The 22,278-nt window shown below is 51.5% G+C and carries 22 protein-coding genes; 8 read left to right on the top strand and 14 right to left on the bottom strand.

Going from position 1 to position 22,278, the window contains the following annotated elements; all coding sequences use genetic code 11:
* The first annotated feature begins 125 nt into the window (after positions 1–125).
* Both atpF and atpH read left to right on the top strand, forming a co-directional pair.
* A complete protein-coding gene (gene atpF / locus H144_RS0112530) occupies positions 126–620 on the top strand; it encodes a F0F1 ATP synthase subunit B (RefSeq protein ID WP_026350644.1) in 495 nt (164 codons plus the stop codon).
* A gap of 24 nt (positions 621–644) precedes the next feature.
* Positions 645–1,181: an ATP synthase F1 subunit delta gene (atpH, locus tag H144_RS0112525; protein WP_019942413.1), complete on the top strand. Its 537-nt coding sequence runs from the start codon at positions 645–647 to the stop codon at positions 1,179–1,181.
* 59 nt (positions 1,182–1,240) lie between these two features.
* On the opposite strand, the gene H144_RS0112520 is transcribed toward atpH, so the two are convergent.
* The 10 genes from H144_RS0112520 to H144_RS0112475 all read right to left on the bottom strand — a co-directional run bounded on the left by H144_RS0112520 (position 1,241) and on the right by H144_RS0112475 (position 12,631).
* A complete protein-coding gene (locus H144_RS0112520) occupies positions 1,241–2,128 on the bottom strand; it encodes a sugar phosphate isomerase/epimerase family protein (protein WP_019942412.1) in 888 nt (295 codons plus the stop codon).
* A 30-nt stretch (positions 2,129–2,158) separates the two neighbouring features.
* Positions 2,159–3,850 carry a carboxylesterase family protein gene (locus H144_RS0112515; protein ID WP_019942411.1) on the bottom strand — a complete coding sequence of 564 codons (1,692 nt, stop codon included), beginning with the start codon at positions 3,848–3,850 and terminating at the stop codon, positions 2,159–2,161.
* 97 nt (positions 3,851–3,947) lie between these two features.
* Positions 3,948–6,488: an ATP-dependent Clp protease ATP-binding subunit gene (locus tag H144_RS0112510; RefSeq protein ID WP_026350643.1), complete on the bottom strand. Its 2,541-nt coding sequence runs from the start codon at positions 6,486–6,488 to the stop codon at positions 3,948–3,950.
* A 67-nt stretch (positions 6,489–6,555) separates the two neighbouring features.
* Entirely contained in the window at positions 6,556–7,215 is a 660-nt protein-coding gene (locus H144_RS0112505) for a WbqC family protein (protein ID WP_229207893.1), read from the bottom strand.
* A gap of 105 nt (positions 7,216–7,320) precedes the next feature.
* Complete coding sequence (locus H144_RS0112500; protein WP_019942408.1) at positions 7,321–7,947, bottom strand: L-threonylcarbamoyladenylate synthase; 627 nt, start codon at positions 7,945–7,947, stop codon at positions 7,321–7,323.
* Positions 7,948–7,978: 31 nt separating this feature from the next.
* Complete coding sequence (locus H144_RS0112495; RefSeq protein ID WP_019942407.1) at positions 7,979–8,971, bottom strand: glycosyltransferase family 2 protein; 993 nt, start codon at positions 8,969–8,971, stop codon at positions 7,979–7,981.
* Between the two features lie 119 nt (positions 8,972–9,090).
* Positions 9,091–10,023: a YihY/virulence factor BrkB family protein gene (locus tag H144_RS0112490; protein WP_019942406.1), complete on the bottom strand. Its 933-nt coding sequence runs from the start codon at positions 10,021–10,023 to the stop codon at positions 9,091–9,093.
* Between the two features lie 13 nt (positions 10,024–10,036).
* A complete protein-coding gene (locus tag H144_RS0112485) occupies positions 10,037–10,456 on the bottom strand; it encodes an acyl-CoA thioesterase (RefSeq protein WP_019942405.1) in 420 nt (139 codons plus the stop codon).
* A 2-nt stretch (positions 10,457–10,458) separates the two neighbouring features.
* Positions 10,459–11,496: an endolytic transglycosylase MltG gene (gene mltG / locus H144_RS0112480; protein ID WP_026350642.1), complete on the bottom strand. Its 1,038-nt coding sequence runs from the start codon at positions 11,494–11,496 to the stop codon at positions 10,459–10,461.
* Between the two features lie 55 nt (positions 11,497–11,551).
* Positions 11,552–12,631 carry an Ldh family oxidoreductase gene (locus tag H144_RS0112475; protein WP_019942403.1) on the bottom strand — a complete coding sequence of 360 codons (1,080 nt, stop codon included), beginning with the start codon at positions 12,629–12,631 and terminating at the stop codon, positions 11,552–11,554.
* Positions 12,632–12,640: 9 nt separating this feature from the next.
* Between H144_RS0112475 and H144_RS0112470 the strand changes: the two genes are divergently transcribed.
* The 5 genes from H144_RS0112470 (at position 12,641) to H144_RS0112450 (ending at position 18,678) form a co-directional block, all read left to right on the top strand.
* Complete coding sequence (locus H144_RS0112470; RefSeq protein WP_229207892.1) at positions 12,641–13,324, top strand: DUF502 domain-containing protein; 684 nt, start codon at positions 12,641–12,643, stop codon at positions 13,322–13,324.
* An 87-nt stretch (positions 13,325–13,411) separates the two neighbouring features.
* Positions 13,412–14,026, top strand: coding sequence for a hypothetical protein (locus H144_RS0112465; RefSeq protein WP_033402497.1), 615 nt, complete (start codon positions 13,412–13,414; stop codon positions 14,024–14,026).
* Positions 14,027–14,083: 57 nt separating this feature from the next.
* The gene (locus H144_RS0112460) at positions 14,084–15,319 is read left to right on the top strand and encodes a 3-phosphoshikimate 1-carboxyvinyltransferase (protein ID WP_019942400.1); all 1,236 of its coding nucleotides are present in this window, start codon (positions 14,084–14,086) and stop codon (positions 15,317–15,319) included.
* A gap of 27 nt (positions 15,320–15,346) precedes the next feature.
* Positions 15,347–16,939 carry an FMN-binding glutamate synthase family protein gene (locus H144_RS0112455; RefSeq protein ID WP_019942399.1) on the top strand — a complete coding sequence of 531 codons (1,593 nt, stop codon included), beginning with the start codon at positions 15,347–15,349 and terminating at the stop codon, positions 16,937–16,939.
* 74 nt (positions 16,940–17,013) lie between these two features.
* A complete protein-coding gene (locus tag H144_RS0112450) occupies positions 17,014–18,678 on the top strand; it encodes a S8 family peptidase (protein ID WP_019942398.1) in 1,665 nt (554 codons plus the stop codon).
* On the opposite strand, the gene H144_RS0112445 is transcribed toward H144_RS0112450, so the two are convergent.
* Entirely contained in the window at positions 18,665–19,204 is a 540-nt protein-coding gene (locus H144_RS0112445) for an NUDIX hydrolase (protein WP_019942397.1), read from the bottom strand. The two genes, H144_RS0112450 and H144_RS0112445, sit on opposite strands and share 14 nt — an antisense overlap.
* Positions 19,205–19,281: 77 nt before the next feature.
* Between H144_RS0112445 and H144_RS0112440 the strand changes: the two genes are divergently transcribed.
* A complete protein-coding gene (locus H144_RS0112440; RefSeq protein WP_026350641.1) occupies positions 19,282–20,187 on the top strand; it encodes a DUF2911 domain-containing protein in 906 nt (301 codons plus the stop codon).
* Between the two features lie 52 nt (positions 20,188–20,239).
* Here H144_RS0112440 and H144_RS0112435 read toward each other — a convergent pair whose 3' ends face one another.
* Genes H144_RS0112435 through H144_RS0112425 form a run of 3 tightly spaced genes read right to left on the bottom strand, consistent with a single transcriptional unit; the run spans position 20,240 to position 22,119 of the window.
* The gene (locus tag H144_RS0112435; protein WP_019942395.1) at positions 20,240–20,848 is read right to left on the bottom strand and encodes a trimeric intracellular cation channel family protein; all 609 of its coding nucleotides are present in this window, start codon (positions 20,846–20,848) and stop codon (positions 20,240–20,242) included.
* Between the two features lie 13 nt (positions 20,849–20,861).
* Entirely contained in the window at positions 20,862–21,683 is an 822-nt protein-coding gene (locus tag H144_RS0112430) for a thymidylate synthase (RefSeq protein WP_019942394.1), read from the bottom strand.
* A 7-nt stretch (positions 21,684–21,690) separates the two neighbouring features.
* Positions 21,691–22,119: an OsmC family protein gene (locus H144_RS0112425; protein WP_019942393.1), complete on the bottom strand. Its 429-nt coding sequence runs from the start codon at positions 22,117–22,119 to the stop codon at positions 21,691–21,693.
* Between the last annotated feature and the right edge of the window lie 159 nt (positions 22,120–22,278).

Genomic DNA, 22,278 nt, shown 5'->3' with positions numbered 1-22,278 from the left:
CGCCCCGGCGCGCTAGGCCCGGAAGCGGCGCAAAAACATTCTCGTGGGAGCATTAGGCTTCCACGAAATTTTAATAAGAAGAGAGAAGATACAGATCATTCTTACACTCAAAAACTCATTTAACTATGTCATTGCTTACTCCAAACCCAGGCCTTATTTTCTGGATGCTGGTAGTATTTTTGCTGGTAGTGTTCATCCTCGCGAAATTTGCATGGAAGCCTATCCTGAAAGGCCTGAAAGACCGTGAGAACGAAATTCAGGGTGCTTTGGACCTCGCAGAGAAAACCCGTGCTGAAATGGCACAATTGAAGTCGGACAACGAAAAACTGATCGCAGAAGCCAACGCCATCCGTGACCAGATCCTTCGTGACGCGAAAGACGCATCCGACAGAACGATCGCCGAATCGAAAGACAAAGCGGCTGTGGAGGCACAAAAAATCATCGAAAGCGCACGCGAAACCATCCGCAACGAACAAGCTGTGGCGGTGAGCAAAATCAAACGGGAAGTAGCTACCCTTTCATTGGAAATCGCTGAAAAAGTATTGCACCGTGAATTGGCTGACAAAGCGTCTCAGGAGAAACTGATCGCTGACCTGGCTTCATCTGCACGTCTTAACTAATCAGCATTCTAATCCAACATTCCGATGTCAGTAAGTATTGTAGCTTCCAGATACGCAAAATCGCTGATCGAGCTGGCGAAAGAACAGAACGTTCTCGACACGGTGTATCAGGATATGCTGCTGTTCAAAGACACAGCAGACAAGAACCGCGGCCTGATGCTTGCATTGAAAAGCCCGGTGGTACGTCACGAGAAGAAATCAGGCATTCTGAAAGGTCTTTTCAAAGAGCGGGTAAGCCCGGTATCATTCGCGATCTTCGATATTATCACCAAGAAAAACCGGGAGGCTATCCTGGACGAGATCGCGGTGGAATTCATTAAAGCCTATAACAGTTTCAAGGGGATCGAAAGAGCGACGGTGGTAACCCCTACCCCGCTGACCGACGAACTTCGCAAACAATTCACCGATATTGTTGCCAAAGCAACCGGAAAAACGGTAGAACTCGCCGAAAAAGTAGACAATGCGCTAATCGGGGGATATGTTCTCACAGTGGGCGACCGTCAGATCGACGCTTCGCTGCGCAGCCGTTTGAACGAACTTAAATTACAGTTAGTAAACTGAAATTTTTATCTGCATAATTTGGAAGACCCGGCTGCGATGCGGCCGGGTCTTTTTTTATGCTAGACTTTCATCTTCACGACGTTCTTGAAGCTCGTCTCGATCGCCTGCACCGGCGGCACTTTTGCGACGTCCTGTTCTACGAAGAAATGCGTCATACCGGCGAGTTTGCGATTATCGAAGATCTTCTTGAAATCGATCGTACCCGTTCCTACCTCGGCGAATGAACCGTCTTTTTTATCAATATCCTTCACGTGCCACAACGGGAAACGGCCCGGATATTTCTTGAACAATGCCACCGGATCGATGCCCGCTTTGACCGCCCAGTACAAATCCAGTTCCAGTTTCACAAGCTTCGGATCGGTTTTGCCTACGATAAGGTCGTAAGGAACCTGTCCGTCGATTTTCTTGAATTCAAAATCGTGGTTGTGGTAGCCGAATTGCAACCCCGCCTTCTTCGCTACTTCACCAGACTTATTGAAAAGGTCGACATACTTCTTGTACTGATCGATCGTCTTCCGCTCCGATTCGGTCAGGTAAGCGCAGTTCACATATTTCTGCCCGATTTCCGCGGCATCTTCAACCGCTTTCTGCCAGCCGTTGCTCAATGTACCTTTTGCCGTTTTGCTCTCCACACCGGCGCCGTAATGGCCGCTCACGGGGTTGAGGCCAAGGTCGCCCAGGATTTTCTTGAATTCCTTCGGTGTTTTCCCGAAGAATTTGCCGTCGGAATAGCCGTAAAGCTCCACTTCCTTGTAGCCGATCGCCGCCACTTTTTTCAGCGTTCCCAGGAGATCTTTGGATATTTCATTGCGCAATGTGTACAACTGCAAACCGATCGGCGAAGCAGCCTTCGCGTCCAGGTTCAGCTTGGAGAGCATGGGCGTAGCCAGCATGAAAGCACTGGCTTTAAGGAACGATTTCCGGGAAATCTTTTCGTTGTAATCCATGGGTTAGTATTCGAAAAATTGAAAAATAAACTACGGGGTAATATCAACGGCGCCTGAGGCGGAGAGCTTGCGTTTCGTGTCGTCGTCGAGCTTCCATTCCTGCGTGAAATGATTGTCGATCAGCAAATTGGTAGAAGCGTCTTTGAAGAATATAATGTCCTTGAACTCTGACAGCTTGCGGTGCATGACGGGCACAAACGGAAATCCTTCGTCTTTTATGCCCGCCCACCAGGGCAGTCCGGAACTCACTGCTATGTAGTGCCCTTCGATGGGAAATACATAAAAAAGGCCGTGAGCGGCATCTGTCTTTTTTAAATGCACGGGAAGCTGCCCGGCATGTTTCGCGATCAATGCATTGGTTTCTTTTGTACCGAATAAAATCAGGTTCGAGGTCTCGATGTCGCTTGGGCGCACTTCCTTATCCGCCAGCACACGTGGGAAAAACATGATCCGTCCCAAAAACTCCCCCCGGTACTGCGACCAGCCCGCCGCCTGCGTCGCAATTTCCACGCGTTTTTTCAGTTCTTCCGGTGACGGATTATCGGCCGTGCCATACACATACACATGGCGCGATGAGAATGCGGCATAAATGGGTCCCTCGGCGCCTTGTTTCTTACCCGTGTAAACGGACATAATGCTTGCACCCTCTACCGCCCATTTACCACCCGCCGATGCACGGAACAGGGTCAATACACTGTCCGTTTTGGCATTTACCACCGAACCGTCGATTTTGAGGCTGAGCGCTGTGCCGGGTTTGAATTTCGGGTGGTCTTTCAGGTTAAGGGTAAATTTTTCCAGATTTTTAGTCGCGATTTCCAATGCATTCTCCTTCGTGAACTTCGCATCGATCTCCGCCAGCTGGCCATAGGCAAACCGGTTAAACTGCACCCAGAATGCCTTGTCGTATTTGTATTGCTTACTCACAAACCGCACACGGTTCGGGTACGGGTTACGCTTGAAATCCTTGAACCATTCGAAAATGTACTCGTTGTCATAGGCGCTCACCCAGCTATCGTGTTCCACGTCTACGAACTCCTTGTAGGTAACATCCCCGCCCAGATCCTGCAAATGGCTGACCCATTTACGCGTCCCGGCCACGGGCACTACCGGATCGGCATCTCCGTGGAAGAAATGCACGGGAAAGTTCAGTGCATTGGTCGCAAGCTCGAATGTGGCTGCGGGTGGCGCCGGGCATACGGGCGCGATCGCCGCCCATATGTCCGGGCGTGTGAGGCCGATCCAAAGCGTACCGCCGCCGCCCATCGACAGGCCTGTGAGATATGTCCGGTCCTCATCGATTTTAAACCGCTTTTTGACATCCGCCAGCACGTCGTAAACATCCTGCTCGGGAATGCCCTGGTAACCTGCCGTTCCCCTCGCGTACGGCGAGGCTACAATATAGTCGACATTGTCCCATTTCGGGAAGTTGCGTGTCGCTTCCACATCCGTCTCCCCGTCGGCATTGCTCTTGCCGAATACCCGGCGCAATGCGAGGCGGTGATTGGAGCCGGCCCCGTGCAGCATGATCACCAGCGGATATGCTTTGGTTTCGTCGAAGTTCTCTGGGAGATAAAGGCCGTATGGCTGCTCGGTATCATCGGCGTCGGAGAAGAAAGTGAGGACTTGCGGGCCCGGAGGCAATTTTTGTGCAAACACATTGACATTAGTTGCTGCAATACTGAGGGTTAGCCCTATCAGCGCGCTCTTCCAGTTAGGTCTCATCGATTATACGAATTTTCAATGGCTAAATATAAACAAAAAAAGGCAGGTCATCCGACCTGCCTTCCAAGCTACTTTGTGCTTTCAGAGTATTACAAATCTAGTTTGCGAGCTCTTCTTCTTTCTTGCGAACACTGATAACGAGTTGTTCACTCTTTTCTTCGTGATCGGCTACCAATACATCGCCTTCGCGCAGGTCGCCTTTCAGTATTTCCTCAGCTACGGGATCTTCCAGGTATTTCTGGATCGCCCGGTTCAAAGGACGCGCTCCGTATTGCGGATCGTAGCCTTTTTCGGACAGGAAGTCTTTTGCTGCGATAGTCAGTTCTATTTCGTAGCCCAGCCCTTTCACTCGGTTGAACAATTTGCCCAGTGAAATGTCGATGATGCGGTGCAGATCTTCGCGTTGCAGCGAATTGAACACGATCACATCGTCGAGACGGTTCAGGAACTCCGGAGAGAATGCTTTACGCAATGCGCTCTGGATGGTACCTTTCATAATGTCGTCCTGGTTATCGGCCCTTGCTTTGGTTGAGAAACCGATCCCTGTTCCGAAATCTTTCAAATCACGTGCCCCGATGTTCGAAGTCATGATAATGATCGTATTACGGAAATCGACCCTTCTACCCAGACCATCTGTCAGAATACCATCGTCGAGTACTTGCAGCAGGATATTGAACACGTCCGGGTGCGCTTTCTCGATCTCGTCGAGCAGCACTACGCTGTACGGTTTCCGGCGGATCTTCTCGGTCAGCTGGCCACCTTCTTCGTAGCCGACATATCCCGGAGGTGCTCCTACCAGACGCGATACGCTGAATTTCTCCATGTATTCGCTCATATCGATCCGCACCAGTGAGTCTTCCTTATCGAACAGGTAAGTCGCCAACACTTTCGCAAGCTCGGTTTTACCTACACCGGTTGGTCCAAGGAAAATGAATGAACCAATTGGTTTCTTAGGATCTTTCAAACCGACGCGTGTGCGCTGGATCGCTTTCACCAGTTTTTCAATCGGCGGATCCTGACCGATTACTTTCGCTTTCAGCTCGTCGGCCATGTTCAGCAATTTCTTGCCTTCGTCCATCGATACGTTGGTTACCGGAATACCGGTCATCATCGCAACTACCTCAGCCACATTATGTTCTGTAACGGTGTAGCGCTTTTGCTTGGTTTCTTCTTCCCAGGCGAGTTTGGCGCGTTCCAGCTGATCGATCAATTTCTTTTCGCGATCTCTCAATTGGGCTGCCTCTTCGTATTTCTGGCTTTTCACCACCCGGTTTTTCTCCTGTTTGATATTCTCGATTTGCTCTTCGAGCATCAGAATGTCCTCCGGAACCGTGATATTGCTGATATGTACACGGGCACCTACTTCATCGAGTACGTCGATGGCCTTATCCGGCAGGAAGCGGTCTGTGATATATCTTTCCGACAATTTCACCGCCGTGCTGATCGCCTCGGGCGTGTAATTCACATGGTGGTGATCTTCATATTTGTCTTTGATGTTGGTCAAAATCTGAACCGTTTCCTCGATCGAAGTGGCGTCCACCATCACCATCTGGAAACGACGGGCCAATGCGCCGTCCTTTTCGATATACTGGCGGTACTCGTCGAGCGTGGTAGCTCCGATACATTGGATTTCCCCGCGCGACAATGCCGGCTTGAACATATTGGAAGCGTCCAGAGAGCCCGAGGCACCACCTGCGCCCACGATCGTGTGGAGCTCATCGATGAACAGGATCACATCCGGCGATTTTTCCAGCTCGTTCATAACCGCCTTCATTCTTTCTTCGAACTGGCCGCGGTATTTCGTACCGGCCACGAGCGAAGCCAGATCGAGCGTCACAACGCGCTTACCGAAAAGCACACGCGATACTTTCTTCTGAACGATCCGGAGCGCAAGACCTTCCGCGATGGCTGTTTTACCAACGCCCGGCTCACCGATCAGGATCGGGTTATTCTTTTTACGACGGCTCAGGATCTGTGCCACGCGCTCGATCTCTTTCTCACGTCCGACGATCGGGTCGAGCTTGCCTACTTCCGCCATTTTGGTTAAATCCCTTCCAAAGTTATCCAGCACAGGTGTACGGGACTTTTCAGCACCTTTGGATTCTTTACCGGAAGAAGAGCCACTACCACCTCCAAACATTCCGCCTCTGGCTTCATCATCCCCGTCTTCGGTCTCCGGCCCCATATGAGGTCTGGATCCGGATGATTGATATTCTAACATTTCCTTGATGACTTCGTAGTTAACATTGAATTTATGCAATATCTGGGTACCTACATTGTCTTCGTCACGCAATATCGAAAGAAGCAAATGCTCAGTGCCGATGAGCGTGCTTTTGAAAATCTTGGCTTCCAGATATGTAATCTTCAATACCTTCTCCGACTGCCTGGTCAGAGGGATATTCTGTAAATTTTTAACGTTGTTTGTGGCCGCACCTTTTGTTGCCTGCTCGATCGTCTGGCGGACGTCGTCCAGCGAAACGCCGAGTTTTTTTAGCAACCCTATGGCTACACCATCACCCTCGCGTATCATTCCTAATAACAAGTGCTCTGCTCCAATGTAATCGTGACCCAGGCGGAGGGCTTCTTCCCGGCTCATTGAGATTACCTCTTTCACTCTATTCGAAAATTTTGCTTCCATTGTGTAGCAATAAAAAGTGTTTATGTATTCTAAACGCTACTTGATCCTTGTTTGTTCAAATTAGCTTTTATTGAGACTTACAGGATCTTAACAAAACACTTTTTGCTTCCGGCCCCATATTAAACAGTAAATCAACAATACTTAAATTCCCCACAAAATCATTCCCGAAGGTCTGGTAATAAGGTGTCGGGTGGTAATATTTATGCAAATCCGGCTGTTTTCTGTTGTTTATTAAGGATATAGCGTTTTCCACACCGTTCCGGTCGTTTTCCCCACCTGACAAATTGTACTGAATCTCGTTTGTAATACCAGTCAATCTAAGACAAATTGTCAACAATTCATAGTTCAGGTCGACCAGATACGCCAGCTTCTTTTCATAAACGCGGGTAAACTCATGCACGTAATACTCGTAGAAGGGCGACTTCCCATATGCCGATTGCAGACATCCCAAATGACGCCTTGTCCAATCCTGGTTGTAGTCGATCAAAATATCTTTTGTGGAGCTCGCCGGCAAATACCCTTTTACAGGGATTGTCAGCGTGTCTATTTTATTGGTAGTGAGCACACTGCACCGGTTTCTGTAAGTCTGCTTCACATACCTCTCCGCAATATCGATGTAGACCCGGTCGTACTGTAAAATACAAGTAAAATACTCTAAACAAGGCAGATACTGTAACTCAATCAGTACTTCTGAGGATTTCTCCTCTCTAATCAAAAAATCTGACACTATCAAATATGGTAAAGGCTTATGATATTATCAAAAAATTTATAATAATTATTTTGTACGGTCAGCAATGTTCAACAGCAACTTAAATCATTACAATTTTTGATCTCAAAGGAAGATGCTCGTGTCGCCCAGGCCCTCGCGGATGATCTCGAAATCATCGCCGTCGGCCCTGACAATTGTGGACGCGATATTGCCTCCATATCCCCCATCCACGACCATATCCACCTGATGTTGAAATTTCTCGAAAATGAGCTCCGGGTCGGTCGAATATTCGATGATTTCGTCATCGTCGCGAATGGAAGTCGTCACGATCGGGTTCCCTAACTCCTTTACGATCAAACGGGGAATAAGGTTGTCCGGCACCCTGATCCCGACCGTTTTTTTATTGGTATTCAACAGCTTGGGGACATTGCTCGTAGCATCCAAAATGAACGTATACGGCCCGGGGAGCACCCTTTTCATCGTTTTGAACGCGGTATTCCCCACCCGGGCGAAGTCGGCGATGTGGCTCAGATCGTAGCAGATAAACGAGAAGTCGTTCTTCTGGGGTTTGATGCCTTTGATACGGGCGATTTTCTCGACGGCGCGGGTGTTGTAAATGTCGCAGCCCAGACCATAAACCGTGTCGGTCGGGTAGATCACCAGACCGCCGTCACGAAGACAATCCACCACCTGACGAATGCGTCGCTCGTCGGGATTCTGGGGATATATTTTAACAAATTCAGCAGGCATAAGGGAAATTTTACTTTTTGAATTAACAAAATCAAAAAGCAAATCCTTCCTGCGGGGCGATCTTTTTTAAATTTTCGATGTAGAACCTGTATGCGAAATTCACCGGCAAATGCAGCCTGCACATCAGTACGATCAGCTCTGTTTGCAAACCCGGATTCTCGATATAGTTCAATAACCGGCGGAAACGGACTGCCAGCTCAAACTCCTGGGCGTACAAACATTTACGGATAAATGTACGAATGCGGGCCGCCAAAAGATCGAACTCTTTCTGGTCGCGGTTGAGATCGTAGGCCTTGTTGCAGACGGCGTAGTAGGATTGCAGCATGCCGCTGCCTTTTTTGTAAACACCGGTGGAAAGAGAAGTTTTCAATACCCGCTTTTTGGTGAGGATTTCGTCCAGATAAAAGTATTTGAAACGCACCGACGAACGCACCCAGAAATCGAAGTCTTCGAATGCGAGCGCTTCGTCGTAACCGCCCAGCTGCTGCAATGCGGAGGTGCGCATCATCATCGTCGGCGTGCAGATAAAGTAGCGTTCCAGGATGTTCTTATATACGTCTCCCGAAGGTACCTGGCTGGTCGCCCTCCCCTTCGCGTCGATCTCGTAGTGATTGTGCAGCCGCTGGCCGTTTTTGCCGATATAGCGGGCATTGGTGAATACCACGGCGTAATCTTCGGGAAGGTGTTCGAAGGCTTCTACCTGTTTTTCGATGCGGTCGGCGATCATAATATCGTCGCCTGAAAGATCGATCACATATTGGCCCTGTGCAATAGCAAGTCCCTGGTTGAAGGCGCGGCAAAGACCGATATTATGCCGGTTGCGGATGACCTGAAAGGCGGGTGATTTCGACTTGAAACTCTCGATGATGCCCAGCGTATTGTCCTTGCTTGCATTGTCGATAACGATCAGCTGAATGTACCGGTAGGTCTGATAAAATACGGAAGCCAGCGCTTCCTCAATGTACTTCTCCTGATTATAAGCCGTCAGGATAACTGTAACGAGTGGTTTTTCAAAGTTTGTCATGTCGTGCGCTCCGTTGCGGTCCCTGCATTACGGTGGTTATTTTCGGAGGGATAAGGACACCGCAGCACAAAATTACCAACAACAAACCGGAGATGCCGATAATGTTATTATCCGGCAAATCACCGCGTTACAACACGTCTCGGACCCGCTTTGATGCGCGCGCGGGTTATGCTCGCGTTGATCTCGAATCCCAGAATAATTACAAATGCAAGCAGGTAAATCCAGATCATCAGGGCGATCATCGTACCGATGGAACCGTACAGCTTGTTGTAAGAGCTGAAACGCGACAAATAGAAAGAAAAACCGTAGGTAGCGGCCAATATGAGAATGGACGCGATCACCGAGCCTGCATTCAAGAATGTGAACTGACGCCCGTGCGAAGGCGCAAACCGGTAGATAATCGATATCGTCAACATCAGAGAGCCGAAGCTGATCAGGTAACGCAGGATATTGAGTAATGCGATGAGCCAGTTATCGCGGATAATGTGCCATTCACCCACAATGTTCATCACCGCATCACCGACGATCAGCAGCACCACCGACAGGAACAGTACCGCGATGAGCAGTAATGTCAACAGCATGGCGATACCTCGAATGGCCAGGAACCCCCGCGTTTCCGTATCGTCGTACACCATGTCGAACGAGCGCATGAGCGACATCATGCCGTTCGTCGAGGCGATCATTGCGAAGATAAAACCGAGCGAGAGCACGCCTGAACGCGGCCGGCTCACAATGTCCATGATCGTCTGGTCCGCCGCCTGAAATGTGCCGCGCGGCATATTCTCCCGCAGCATTTCCAGGATTTGCTGGTCGAGGTTCTCGATCGGGATGTAGGGAATGAGGGTAAAAAGGAAGATAATCCCCGGAAATGCGGCGAGCGTCAAGCTGAAAGCTACCGCCGAAGCCCGCTGATCGATCTCGTGCTTACGGTTGCTTGCGACGAGGTTCAGAATAATGTCGTACAGCGAAACCGTTCCCCGGAACAGCATTGTTTGCTGCAACCAGCGGATAAGGCGCTTGATATGTCGGTTTTTCAACAGTTTTTCAAGCATAACCGGCCGTTTGTTATTCCTTGCGTTCGAAATAGGGTCTCAGTTTTTCCTGTAACTTTTCAGGTGCGGGACAAAGCTTTCCGGTATCCATCCGCTGAAAAACGAGGGTCGTGTCACCCGTGTTCAGCAAAACGCGTTCCTGATTCCTGATTTCGTAAGAAAAACGGACGCGTACGCCCGGCATTTCCTCAATTCTGACGAGTATATTCAGCTCGTCGTCGTACCGCGCCGGTTTCAGGTATTTGTAATGACATTCATATACGGGCATCATCACACCCGAATCTTCCATTGCCTTATAGTGAAAATCGAGGCTGCGCAATGCTTCCACCCGGCCGATTTCATAGTATCGGGCATAGTTGCCATAATATACATAACCCATCTGATCGGTATCGGCATACCGCACCCTGATGCCCTTTACTTCGTGAACAAACATCCTTACTTCATGATTTGCAACCGGTTCAGCTCGGCCTGGTAGAGGCGCGCATTGCTGAGGTGGTCGGAATAGTTGGTGGCGAAAGCATGGTAACCCGAGAGGTCCGCCTTGGCACACATATAAGTGTAATCGTGCTTTTCGTAATTCAGCACCGCATTCAGCGAGTTGAAATCCGCCACACGGATCGGGCCCGGAGGCAGACCGGTATTCACATAAGTATTGTAAGGCGATTTAATGAGCAGCTGCTGGTTCAGAATGCGCTTGATCGCGAAGTCCTGCAATGCAAATTTAATGGTTGGATCGGCTTGCAGGGGCATGTTTGCGTGTAAGCGGTTGATATACAAACCGGCCACTTTCGGGCGCTCGTCCACCTTACGCGCCTGCTCCTCTTCCACTATCGAAGCCAGGATCGAAACCTGAACGGGCGTCAGGCCGATTGCCTTCGCTTTCGCCACTTTGTCGTCGGACCAGAACTTTCTATACTCGCTGTGCATGCGGTCGAGGAATTTCTCGGTGCCGGTGGTCCAGTAAATTTCATAGGTATTCGGCAGGAACATCGATACGATCGTCAGGGTATCGAGGCCGTATTTGTTACAAACCGCCGGGTCGTTCAATGCCTTGCGGAAATTGTCCTCGCCGAATGCAAACCGGCTGCCGATACGTTTGATCAGGTCTTCTTTCAACCGGATATTGTTGAATGTGAGCTTCACCGCGTCCTGACTACCGGCCGAAAGCTTTTTCAGCACCTCGTAGTTGTTGCTTTTCGGCTTGATCACATAGCGGCCTGGCTTCACTTTCTCCGTATATTTCAAAAATTTAGCCAGAAACTGGAATGAGATGTGGTCATTGATCACCTCATGTTTGTTCAATGTGTCGAGCACCGTCTTGTAAGTAGCCCCCTCGGGCACCAGCAAAACGAAGCTGGATTCCTTGTCGGCCTGCAAGTTCGGCGTGCGGAAGATCTGCCAGAAATAGAAGGTGAATGTAGTAGCAAGGATCGCGATCGTGATGAACAATCCTATTTTAAAATTGCGCGACATATTTTTCTGCGGTCAGCCGCCGGCGGTCAGCCGTCAGCGTTTTTTGTTTTCTTGATTACAAATTGATTTCAAATGGTATGCCGAAACGCCTGGCCAGCTCGTCGAGTGACAAAACTACCGGTTCGAGCAGCCTGATACCGTTCACGCTGCGCTCCGCTTCCATTTCCCGCTCGGGGTCGCCCGGAATGAGCACTTTTTCGCCGTCCACGGCCCGTGCGTGACGGAATGCGCCGATCCATTTGTCCATATCGGCCTTGAACTCGTCGGCCGGCCGGAAGCCATCCACGCGCATTGCGCCCAGGAAATGCCCGGTACCGAGCCCCACGCTTTGCTGCACGCCCATAAAACCAGCCGTAGCGAACGGCGGCACCCACGGCCCAAAGTTAGCACCGGAAAGCACACCGGAGAAAATATCGACGATCGCGCCCAGGCCGTAACCTTTGTGGCTGCCATGCTCGCGGTCGGAGCCTAACGGCAGCAAACCGCCCCCGCTTTTGACGGCATTGGAATCGGTGGTAGGATTACCGTCCGCGTCCTGCGCCCAGCCCAGCGGCGCTGGGAGGCCTTTTCTTTGCAGTATTTCGAATTTGCCGTACGCCACTGCCGTCGATGCGAAGTCTGCCACAAAGGCAGGCTCCGTCAATGCAGGTACCGCCACGGCAATGGGATTGGTACCTAATAATTTATCCAGCGAGAAGGTTGGCGTAACGAGCGGCGCGGCATTCGTCATCGTCCAGCCGATCATATCCTTCTGCAATGCCAGCATCGCGTGATACCCTGCAATGCCGAAATGGTTCGAATTCCGCACCGATATCCAGCCGGAACCGACTTCCTCCGCCTTCTCCATCGCGATTTCCATCGCTTTGGGCGCTACGACCAATCCTAATCCCCGATCGCCATCCACGACGGCCGTGCTGGGCGTTTCGTAGGCAATGGTCACATTGGGCTTCGGGTTCAGACGGCCATGATCGTAAAGCCTTACATAACCCGCGAGCCGGGCAATACCATGGGAATCCACACCGCGCAGATCCGCGCTGACCAACACTTCGGAAGCCAGTCGGGCCTCTTCCTGAGAACATCCTATCGCGAGAAAAACTTCTTCGGTAAAATGTTTTAAATAACTGGCCTGATACATATACGTCAAATGAGTGAACTTCTTGCTAATTTTGCCTGTACCGCCAAATCGCGCGCCCGGCGTGCAAATATGGAAATTAAAAACTCATTCCTCAAACGCATCATCAGCTACTTCATCCGGGGGCTTGTGCTGGTGGCGCCACTATACGTAACCGCGCTGATCATCTGGTCGGGCGTGGAATACCTCGACAGTATTCTTCCCATCGACATCCAGATTTCCAACAAACAGAGCGTTTACCTCCCCGGCCTCGGCGTGCTGATCATCATTTTCGGCATTATCCTGCTCGGCTTCCTCTTCTCGACGATCGTCCCGCAGTCGTTCTTCAAATTCACCGAAAGCATTATGCGGCGCATTCCGCTCGTGAGTTTGATCTACTATTCGATCAAAGACCTCATTCTCGCATTTGTAGGGGATAAAAAGAAGTTCAACCAGCCCGTACTTGTTACGATGTACAAGGAAACGGACATCAAAAAGATCGGTTTCATCACCCAAACCGACCTTAGCCACCTCAAAATCGCCGACCATGTGGCCGTATATATGCCGCTCTCCTACTCGCTCTCGGGGGAGCTTTTCATTGTCCCCGCCGACCATGTGACGCCCATCGAGGCGAAGGCCACCGATGTGATGAAAATGCTTGTATCCGGGGGTGTATCGGTGAAGGTTTCGAAGGAGGAAACCGCTGATGAGGACTAGTTTAACCCGTTTTTAATAAGCAACAATGCAACAGTTGTGCCCGTTTAAGAGAATGATTCCCTATATTTGAACCATTCTTTTAGTACTATGAGACAACTACTTCCCATTGTCGTTTTGCTGTTCCTGGGGAATGTCAAAGCATGGTCGCAAGACCATTACGACCCTAAAAAAACCCTTTCCAGTGAAGAACTCTTTCTGAAACAGGGCAGCAGCAGCCGGGTGATCGCCACGCCGGGACAAAAATATCTGGTACTCGACGCTTCTCCATTCATCGGCGGGTTTCACCGCTACCGGTTCTTTCCGGGCGATAATATCAAGTTCCGGATGAGAAACGAAACCATCCGCTTCAACGAAACGATTTCCAACGTAACCGACTCGTCCTTTACATTCGGGGTAGTGAACGAGGCCGTGGGCCGGGTGGATTACCAGGAAATTTTGCTGAAAGACGTGCGGCTGATGAAGGTGTCGAGAAGGATACCGTTCATTTCACAGGCGGCGCCATTGCTTCCGCTCGCCGGGCTGATCTTCATCGGGGCCGATTTTTTCAATAAAGGCGTGGACAACAAGCGCTATACCACCGATACCGGCACGCTGGTGATCGGCGGATCGCTCATGGCTGCGGGTTTTATTTGTTATAAATTCACATTCGCCTCTTTGAAGATCAATTCGAGGAATAAGCTGAAAGTGCTCGAAACCTATTAATTGCTGGAATACAGTTACGGACGACCGCGTCCCATTATCAAATCTGAATATTAAAAAGTGAAATCCATTCTCGTTCATCCCCCCCAACAACCCATACGTGCAGAAATACAGCTTGCCGCATCCAAAAGTGAATGTAACCGCGCGCTGATCATCAATGCGCTAACCGGCTTCCAGTCCGAGCTGACCAACATTTCGGAAGCCCGCGACTCGCAGACCATGCTTCGTTTGCTCAATTCGAACGACGCAGTAGCCGATGTGATCGATGCGGGAACCACCATGCGGTTCCTCACGGCTTATTTCGCCGTTACCAACCAGAAGAAAACCATGACCGGCACCCCACGCATGTGCGAGCGCCCGATCGGTATCCTGGTGGACGCGCTGCGCAAGCTCGGGGCGGATATTACCTATGAGAAAGTGGAAGGCTACCCGCCGCTCCAACTGAATGGCTTCAATTATTCGGGGAACAACGAGCTCACCATGCGCGGCGACGTAAGCAGCCAGTACATTTCGGCATTGCTGATGATCGCGCCGCAGCTGCCCGCCGGCTTGAAGATCAAGCTGGAAGGTGAGGTTGGGTCCCGTCCTTACATTGAAATGACTTTGAACCAGATGGCGCATTTCGGCATCGAATATGTGGCCGACTGGCAGACCAATACATTGACCATCCCCCCATTCAAATACCAACCCAAGCCCTACGCCATCGAATCCGACTGGTCGGGTGCGAGCTACTGGTACAGCATCGTGGCGCTGGCCGAAGATGCTGAGGTGGAATTGTTGGGATTAAAGAAAAACTCCTTGCAAGGCGACAGTGCCATTGTCGACATTATGCGGCACCTTGGCGTGGAAAGCGTTTTCACCGATCGCGGTGTAATGCTGACCAAAATTCCGGCAAAGGCATCGCTCGGCTGGGATTTCACCAACTGCCCCGACCTGGCGCAAACCGTGGCCGTTGTAGCGGCGATCAAGAAGATCCGTCTCTCGCTGACCGGCATCGAAAGCCTGAAAATCAAGGAAACCGACCGCGTTTTCGCGTTGCAGCAAGAGTTGAAAAAACTCGGCGCGGAGTTGAAAGAAGTTGAAAAAGACCATTTGTACGAAGTTGCGACCCTCACCGATATCCCGACGGAACCGGTGCCATCCATTCACACCTACGACGACCACCGTATGGCGATGGCGTTCGCGCCCGTAGGGATGGTAAGCCCCGTTCTGATCGAAGAGCCCGGCGTGGTCGTGAAATCGTATCCCGGCTACTGGAAAGACCTCGCGAAGGTTACCACCTGGGAAGAAGTATAGGAATATTCATCATCACGGAACTGTTTTATGGAAACTGTCTGGTCCTTTCTGGCATCAGTGCCTGTCTGGCTGTATATCATACTCGCCATTGCCGCCATCATCGCACTCAGGGATGTTATACAAAAAAAGCACACCATTCAGCATAACTTTCCGCTGGTTGGCCATTTCCGGTACATGATCGAGACGATCGGACCGGAATTGCGCCAGTACATTGTCGCCAACAACCGGGAAGAGCTGCCGTTCAACCGCCGGCAGCGCTCCTGGATTTATGCTTCCTCTAAAAAAGAAAACAACTACCAGGGCTTCGGTACCGACCAGAATATGCAGGAAGCGGGTTATGTGCTCATCAAGCCCGCCATGCTGCCATTCAAAGTCGCCGCTTCGCACAGTCACCATGTCAAAAACGGCAAGGACCCCGACCATTACACCATTCCGTCAGCCAAGGTAATCGGCGAATATCACCAGCGCAAGCGCCCCTACCGGCCGCGTTCGGTCGTGAACGTGAGTGCGATGAGCTATGGTTCATTGTCTGCCCGCGCCATCGAATCATTGAACAAAGGCTCGTACAAATTCGGGAATTACCATAATACCGGCGAAGGCGGGCTTTCGCCTTATCACAAATACGGGGCGGATGTGGTTTTCAACATGGGCACCTCTTACTTCGGTGTGCGTGACGACGACGGCAATTTCGTCATGGAAAAGCTCGTGAAACTGATGCAGGACAATCCATCGGTGCGGATGATCGAGCTGAAACTTTCGCAGGGCGCCAAACCCGGCAAAGGAGGCGTGCTGCCGGCAAGCAAGATCACGGCCGAAATAGCCGAAATAAGGGGCGTACCAATTGGCAAAGATGTGGTTTCGCCCCCCTACCACAGCGCATTCTCCGACGTCCGCGGCATGGTCGACTTCATTGAACAAATGGCGGCGGCCACGGGATTGCCGGTAGGCATAAAATCGGCGGTCGGCAAAACGGATATGTGGGAAGAGCTCGCCGAAATAATGGTCGAAACCGGCAAAGGGCCGGATTTCATCACCATCGATGGCGGCGAAGGCGGTACCGGTGCAGCCCCCCCTTCTTTTGCGGACCATGTGTCGCTGCCGTGGGTATTCGCATTCAGTACGGTTTACAAGATTTTCCAGCAGCGCAACCTTAACGACCGCATCACCTTCATCGCCTCCGGCAAGCTGGGCTTACCCGCGCAGGCCGTCATGGCGTTCGCGATGGGTGCGGACGTGATCAATGTTGCCCGTGAGGCAATGCTGTCGATCGGCTGCATTCAGGCACAAAGCTGCCATACCAATCGCTGCCCTACCGGCATTGCCACGAATAATAAGTGGCTCGAATCGGGCATTGACCCGGCATTGAAAAGCGAGCGTTTCAGCAACTACATGACCACGCTTGCGAAGGAGATCATCGAAATCACGCACGCATCCGGCTACGAGCACCCCTGCCAGTTCGGCATGGCGGACGTCGACATTTCGATGGGTGATAACAATAAAACCATTACATTGTCGGATAATTACGGTTACTTAAAAACCATCGTTCCCTATCCCGGCCTACCGGCATTGCTCCACTGCGAGCACCTTGGCGCACGGGCACCGATTGAAAAACCGGCATAACCGGCCACACTTTTGTCCCGGATCCGGTATATGGAAATAATGGCAAGGAACGTTGCTTTCAAAAATCCGGCTCCATGAAAAAAACTTTACTGCTCACCGCATTTTCGTATTGGCTCATCCAGGCGGCCGCTTTTGCGCAAAGCTCACCGAGATACCTGGTATTGTTCAAAGACAAAACCAATACCATTTACTCCGCCGACAAACCGACCGAATTTTTGTCCCAAAGGGCGATTGACCGTCGCAAAAAGCAGAACATCGCCATTACCGCCAACGATTTTCCTGTTAACGAGGGTTACCTGGCGGCAATCCGGCAAATCGGCGCCAAAGTGATTTACCCCACGCGCTGGCTCAACGGTGCGTTAGTAGAAGCCTCCGACGCGCAGCTGACGCAGATCAAGAACCTGCCATTTTACAAAGGCATCGAACTGAACCTGCCGGTCGCCAATATTACTTCGAAATCTCCCGGCATTGCCCGCACCGCCGCCACACACCAGAAGTTCGGCACGACCGAGGACGTCGATTACGGCAAAATGAATGCGCAGCTCGCCCTGATGGAGGTAGCCGACTTGCACAAAAAAGGATTTCAGGGCGAGAATATGCTCATTGCAATCCTCGACAACGGTTTTGCCAAAGCCGATGAAGTGGCCTATTTCAAACAGCTCCGCGACGACAAACGCATTATCGACACCCACGATTTCGTAGCCCGCGACGGCAACATCTACAACGACGGCTTCCACGGCCTGAACGTCATGTCCACCATCGCCGCCTATCTGCCCGGCACATTGGTAGGCACCGCATTCAAGGCCTCATTTGCATTGTATATTACTGAAAATAACTCCGGCGAATCGCCCTACGAGGAAATTACCTGGCTTATGGGCGCCGAACGCGCCGACAGCCTCGGCGCCGATGTCATCAATTCTTCATTAGGCTACACCACCTTCGACGACGAATTCGACTCGCCCGCGTACAACCACACCTACAAGGATATGGACGGTAAAACGACCATTGTGAGCCGCGCTGCGCGCTACGCGACGCGCAAGGGCATCATCGTCGTCAATTCCGCGGGAAATGACGGCAACAACAGCTGGAAATACATCGGCGCGCCCGCGGATGTGGATTCCGTACTGACCGTAGGCGCTACCAACTACGACCGCAGCTACTCTTCGCTGAGCTCCATCGGGCCCAACTCGGCGCAGCAGCAGAAGCCCGATGTAGCTGCAGTGGGCGCGGGAACCATTATCGGCGACCTCGCCGGCGGGGCATCCAGCGGGTATGGGACGTCGTTTTCCGCACCCCAGATAGCAGGTCTGGCGGCAATCGTCTGGCAGGCGTACCCGCAGCTGACGGCACAGCAGGTGATTTATGTATTGAAAAAATCGGGGCACCTGGCGGAAACACCCGACAATTTCCTTGGCTATGGCGTGCCCAATGCCGTCAAGGCGCAGGAAATCGTACAAAACGAGTTTTCACCTCTCGGTACCGAAGCCGGATTGCTCAGTTCCGTCATTCTCTCACCGAACCCGGCGCAAAGCGAAGTCACGCTCACCGTTCCGCAAACGCTGGTGGGCAAAATGGCGGAGATCAACCTCTTCGGCGCCAACGGCGCGGCGATGCATGCGAGCCAAATGCGGCTTCAAGCAAAGCAAACCGTCCCCACCGGCCAGCTGGCATCGGGAATTTACCTGCTGCGCCTGAAAGTGGACAAGCAGGAACGAACGCTGAAATTCATAAAGCGCTAGTTTTCCGCACCATCCGCATAATGGACTCCGAATTGTTGGCATCCTGCACCTGTGCAACGGGTATCCACTGCACGTCTTTCGATTCGCTGTTCAAAACAATTTCCTGCCCCTCTGCGGCTTTGAATGCAAAGCGGATGTCGTAATGGTAATGGGCGGGGATGTCTTTGTTTTCGGGGATTAAATGCACGTCCACGTCGAAAATACCTTTCTGCAATGCTTGCAGATCGGCGATGCCGGTTTCTTCCATGACTTCTTTCATGGCTACTGTGCGTACATCCGGATCACCGTCGCAATGGCCTCCGGGCTGGAACCAGCGGTCGAGTTTGCGGTGGTGCATGAGCAGTACCGTATCCTTATCGGGTGAAAGCACCCAGCCCGATGCGGTAATGTGGCCTTTGAGCAGGCTTCTTTCGAAACAATCGGGATGTTGTTTTACAAAATCGACCGTATCGTCGTGCATTTCAGCCTCTAACCCCGGCTCCGGCTCGTACGCTGCCAGCAATGCCAGCAAACTGTCCCTTTTCATGTAGACTATCTGGTTTTTTCGTTCTAATTTCACCACAAGTTTAACAACTGAAAGCAATAAACCACCTTATTCAAGCAATGAAAAAGTATCTATTAACCATGTCCCTGGCGGCATTCATGGCGACCGCTTCCATCGCGCAGCGCGTACCCGCGCCCAGCCCCGCAGCCACTGTCATGCAAACCGTTGGTGTAACCGATTTCACCGTTAAATATTCCCGTCCGTTCATCAAAGGCCGCAAAGTATTCGCGGAAGGTTCCGCATTGGCGCCTTACGACCAGATCTGGCGCACCGGTGCCAATATGGCCACCGTCTTCGAAGCCAGCACTGAATTTACATTCGGCGGGAAGAAGGTTCCTGCGGGCAAGTATGCTTTGTTTTCGATCCCCAATGGCGCAGCGTGGACAGTTATTTTGAACAAAGACTATAACCAGGGCGGCTCCGACAACTACAAGGAATCGGAAGACGTTGCCCGCGCGACGGTATCCCCTACTTCCAGCGAATACAACGAGGCATTCAAAATAGAGATCGAGCCGGTCACGGACAGTACCGCTTACCTCAACCTCTCGTGGTCGTCGGTGAATGTGCCGGTACCCATTTCGGTAGCGACCGAGTCGCTGACATTGACTGCATTGAACAAGGCCGTAGCCGAAAAACCGGAAGACGTAGCCACGCTGCAGAGCACTGCGGGTTATTTGCTTTCCAAAGGCAAGGATTTGCAGGTAGCGCTTTCCCTGGCTGATAAGGCGATCGGTTTGAAAGAATCATTCGGCGCGTTGTGGACCAAAGCACAGATTTTGAACAAACTGGGTAAAACTGCCGAAGCCATTCCAGTAGCGCAAAAGGCTTTGACGGTAGGCGCAGGCAATCCCGACGGCGCTTACAATTTCTACAAGCCGCAGGTAGAGAAAGCCATTGCAGACATGCAGGCGAAGGCCGCACCGGCGAAAGAAGCCGCTTCGGCAGTGAAAAAGAAGAAGAAGTAATTGAAATACAAATGCATACAGACGCCGCCGGAAAACCTCCGGCGGTTTTTGTTTACCTGAAAAAACGCGGAACGCTCCATTGGTAACGTACGGCCAGAATGCGGATCACGATGATCACCAATGCGGCCAAAATGAAGGTGGTATTGCGTTCGACGCCCAGGCTATCGAGTATCAGGTACACGCAGGCGCCCGTGAAGCAGGCCGTGGCATAGACTTCTTTACGATAAATGATGGGGATCTCGTTCGTCATTACATCGCGGATCACACCGCCCATCGTGGCCGTAAAAACGCCCATTATCACGGCAATTTCCGGCCTGACACCCAGATGCAATGCTTTTTCAGTTCCTACCAATGTAAAAAGCGCAATTCCGAAAGTATCGAACAGGAATAACGTCTTCCGTAACCTCAGCAGGAATTTGTAGAAAATAAATGTGACGATAATGCCAAGAATGATGGCATGGATAATCGTAATATCACTGATCCAAACGAGGGGGTAGCTGTCAAGCAGCACGTCGCGCAGGGTCCCGCCGCCGATGGAAGAAATAAAGGCCGTGAAGCTCGCACCAAACCAATCCTGGTGCTTCTGATCCTTCACAGCCAATGCGCCGGAAATCGCGAATGCGAATGTCCCGACAATTTCTAATATGTATTGAATGCTCATTCCGCCGCGATGGTTACACTGCCACCGGCGCCTTGATTCCCGGCCACGGGTTGTAATTCACAAGCTCGAAATCTTCAAATTTGAAGTCCAGCACGTTCGTCACGTCCGGATTCAGGATCATTTCCGGCAATGCGCGCGGTTCGCGGCTAAGCTGCGTTTCTACCTGTTCCAGGTGGTTGAGGTAAATGTGCGTATCGCCGCCGGTCCACACGAAATCGCCCAGGTCGAGGTCGCATTCGCGGGCGATCATCATCGTGAGCAATGCATAGCTGGCAATGTTGAACGGCACGCCCAGGAAAACGTCGGCACTGCGTTGGTAAAGCTGGCACGATAGCTTACCCTTCGTCTCGCCGGCCGCGGTATCGGGCGGCGCCACGTAAAACTGGAACAATGCATGGCACGGATGCAATTTCATCTGCGGCAGCTCCGACGGGTTCCAGGCCGAAACGATAATGCGGCGCGAATCGGGCGAGTTTTTGAGCTGTTTCAAAACTTCCTGCAACTGGTCTACCGACTTGCCGTCGGCACCTTCCCAGCTTCGCCACTGCTTGCCATATACCGGGCCCAGGTCGCCATTTTCATCCGCCCATTCGTCCCAGATCGACACGCCATGTTCTTTCAGGTAACCGATATTGGTATCGCCCTGCAAAAACCACAGCAGTTCATGGATGATCGATTTGGTATGCACCTTTTTAGTGGTCACGAGCGGGAAGCCCTTTTTCAGGTCGAAGCGCATCTGGTAGCCGAACACACTGATCGTGCCGGTGCCCGTGCGATCGGTTTTCTTCACCCCTTCTTTCAGGATATGGCGCAGCAGGTCGTGGTATTGTTGCATGATTTATCTAAACTGAGGCGATTTCAACGTCGTAAGTAATGGTCGCCAGCGCTTCCAGCTGGGCCGTCGCCGAGCAGTATTTTTCCATCGAAAGCCCGATCGCGCGCTGGATCTTGGATTCGTCGAGGTTATTGCCTGCGAATTTGAATGTCAAATGGATCTTGCGGAATGGTTTGCGCTGGGTATCGGGCTCCTGCTCGCGGTCTCCGTCGGCCACGATGCGGAAGTCGGTAATTTCCTGGCGCTGTTTTTTGAGAATGAGCACCACGTCGATGGCGCTGCAACTGGCAAGGCCCATCAGCAGTAATTCCATAGGCCTTACGCCCAGGTTTTCACCACCGATTTCAGGCGAGCCATCGGTATGTACTTTTACTTCGGAGGAACCGGTGCCTTCGAAATGGAAGGCGTCATTTACGCGGACTAGTTCTACTTTCATAATGTTTGCCTTCCGTTCGGAAGGACTGGCTTTGATTAATCTATCAACTCTATGGCGCGAAGCTCCTGCTTCGTGCCCGCTATGCGGAGGCCTCCGGCCGACACGCCCGGCCGCCTCGTATACGTGTAACGGCTTTACGCCCGGCCAAAGTTCAAATAT

The organism is Dyadobacter beijingensis DSM 21582, from assembly GCF_000382205.1.
In the GTDB taxonomy this organism is placed as follows: domain Bacteria; phylum Bacteroidota; class Bacteroidia; order Cytophagales; family Spirosomataceae; genus Dyadobacter; species Dyadobacter beijingensis.
The sequence above is the reverse complement of the archived record's forward strand: the minus strand, read 5'-3'. Positions and strand labels throughout refer to the sequence as shown.

Excerpts from the sequence above, each read along its gene's own strand:
- H144_RS0112495 (WP_019942407.1), bottom strand. The coding sequence starts at position 8,971 with ATGACAAACTTTGAAAAACCACTCGTTACAGTTATCCTGACGGCTTAT.
- H144_RS0112455 (WP_019942399.1), top strand. The coding sequence starts at position 15,347 with ATGGAAACTGTCTGGTCCTTTCTGGCATCAGTGCCTGTCTGGCTGTAT.
- H144_RS0112470 (WP_229207892.1), top strand. The coding sequence starts at position 12,641 with ATGAGTGAACTTCTTGCTAATTTTGCCTGTACCGCCAAATCGCGCGCC.
- H144_RS0112430 (WP_019942394.1), bottom strand. The coding sequence starts at position 21,683 with ATGCAACAATACCACGACCTGCTGCGCCATATCCTGAAAGAAGGGGTG.
- H144_RS0112465 (WP_033402497.1), top strand. The coding sequence starts at position 13,412 with ATGAGACAACTACTTCCCATTGTCGTTTTGCTGTTCCTGGGGAATGTC.
- H144_RS0112435 (WP_019942395.1), bottom strand. The coding sequence starts at position 20,848 with ATGAGCATTCAATACATATTAGAAATTGTCGGGACATTCGCATTCGCG.
- H144_RS0112445 (WP_019942397.1), bottom strand. The coding sequence starts at position 19,204 with ATGAAAAGGGACAGTTTGCTGGCATTGCTGGCAGCGTACGAGCCGGAG.
- H144_RS0112515 (WP_019942411.1), bottom strand. The coding sequence starts at position 3,850 with ATGAGACCTAACTGGAAGAGCGCGCTGATAGGGCTAACCCTCAGTATT.
- H144_RS0112425 (WP_019942393.1), bottom strand. The coding sequence starts at position 22,119 with ATGAAAGTAGAACTAGTCCGCGTAAATGACGCCTTCCATTTCGAAGGC.
- atpF (WP_026350644.1), top strand. The coding sequence starts at position 126 with ATGTCATTGCTTACTCCAAACCCAGGCCTTATTTTCTGGATGCTGGTA.
- H144_RS0112510 (WP_026350643.1), bottom strand. The coding sequence starts at position 6,488 with ATGGAAGCAAAATTTTCGAATAGAGTGAAAGAGGTAATCTCAATGAGC.
- H144_RS0112490 (WP_019942406.1), bottom strand. The coding sequence starts at position 10,023 with ATGCTTGAAAAACTGTTGAAAAACCGACATATCAAGCGCCTTATCCGC.
- H144_RS0112450 (WP_019942398.1), top strand. The coding sequence starts at position 17,014 with ATGAAAAAAACTTTACTGCTCACCGCATTTTCGTATTGGCTCATCCAG.
- atpH (WP_019942413.1), top strand. The coding sequence starts at position 645 with ATGTCAGTAAGTATTGTAGCTTCCAGATACGCAAAATCGCTGATCGAG.
- mltG (WP_026350642.1), bottom strand. The coding sequence starts at position 11,496 with ATGTCGCGCAATTTTAAAATAGGATTGTTCATCACGATCGCGATCCTT.
- H144_RS0112440 (WP_026350641.1), top strand. The coding sequence starts at position 19,282 with ATGAAAAAGTATCTATTAACCATGTCCCTGGCGGCATTCATGGCGACC.
- H144_RS0112520 (WP_019942412.1), bottom strand. The coding sequence starts at position 2,128 with ATGGATTACAACGAAAAGATTTCCCGGAAATCGTTCCTTAAAGCCAGT.
- H144_RS0112500 (WP_019942408.1), bottom strand. The coding sequence starts at position 7,947 with ATGCCTGCTGAATTTGTTAAAATATATCCCCAGAATCCCGACGAGCGA.
- H144_RS0112475 (WP_019942403.1), bottom strand. The coding sequence starts at position 12,631 with ATGTATCAGGCCAGTTATTTAAAACATTTTACCGAAGAAGTTTTTCTC.
- H144_RS0112485 (WP_019942405.1), bottom strand. The coding sequence starts at position 10,456 with ATGTTTGTTCACGAAGTAAAGGGCATCAGGGTGCGGTATGCCGATACC.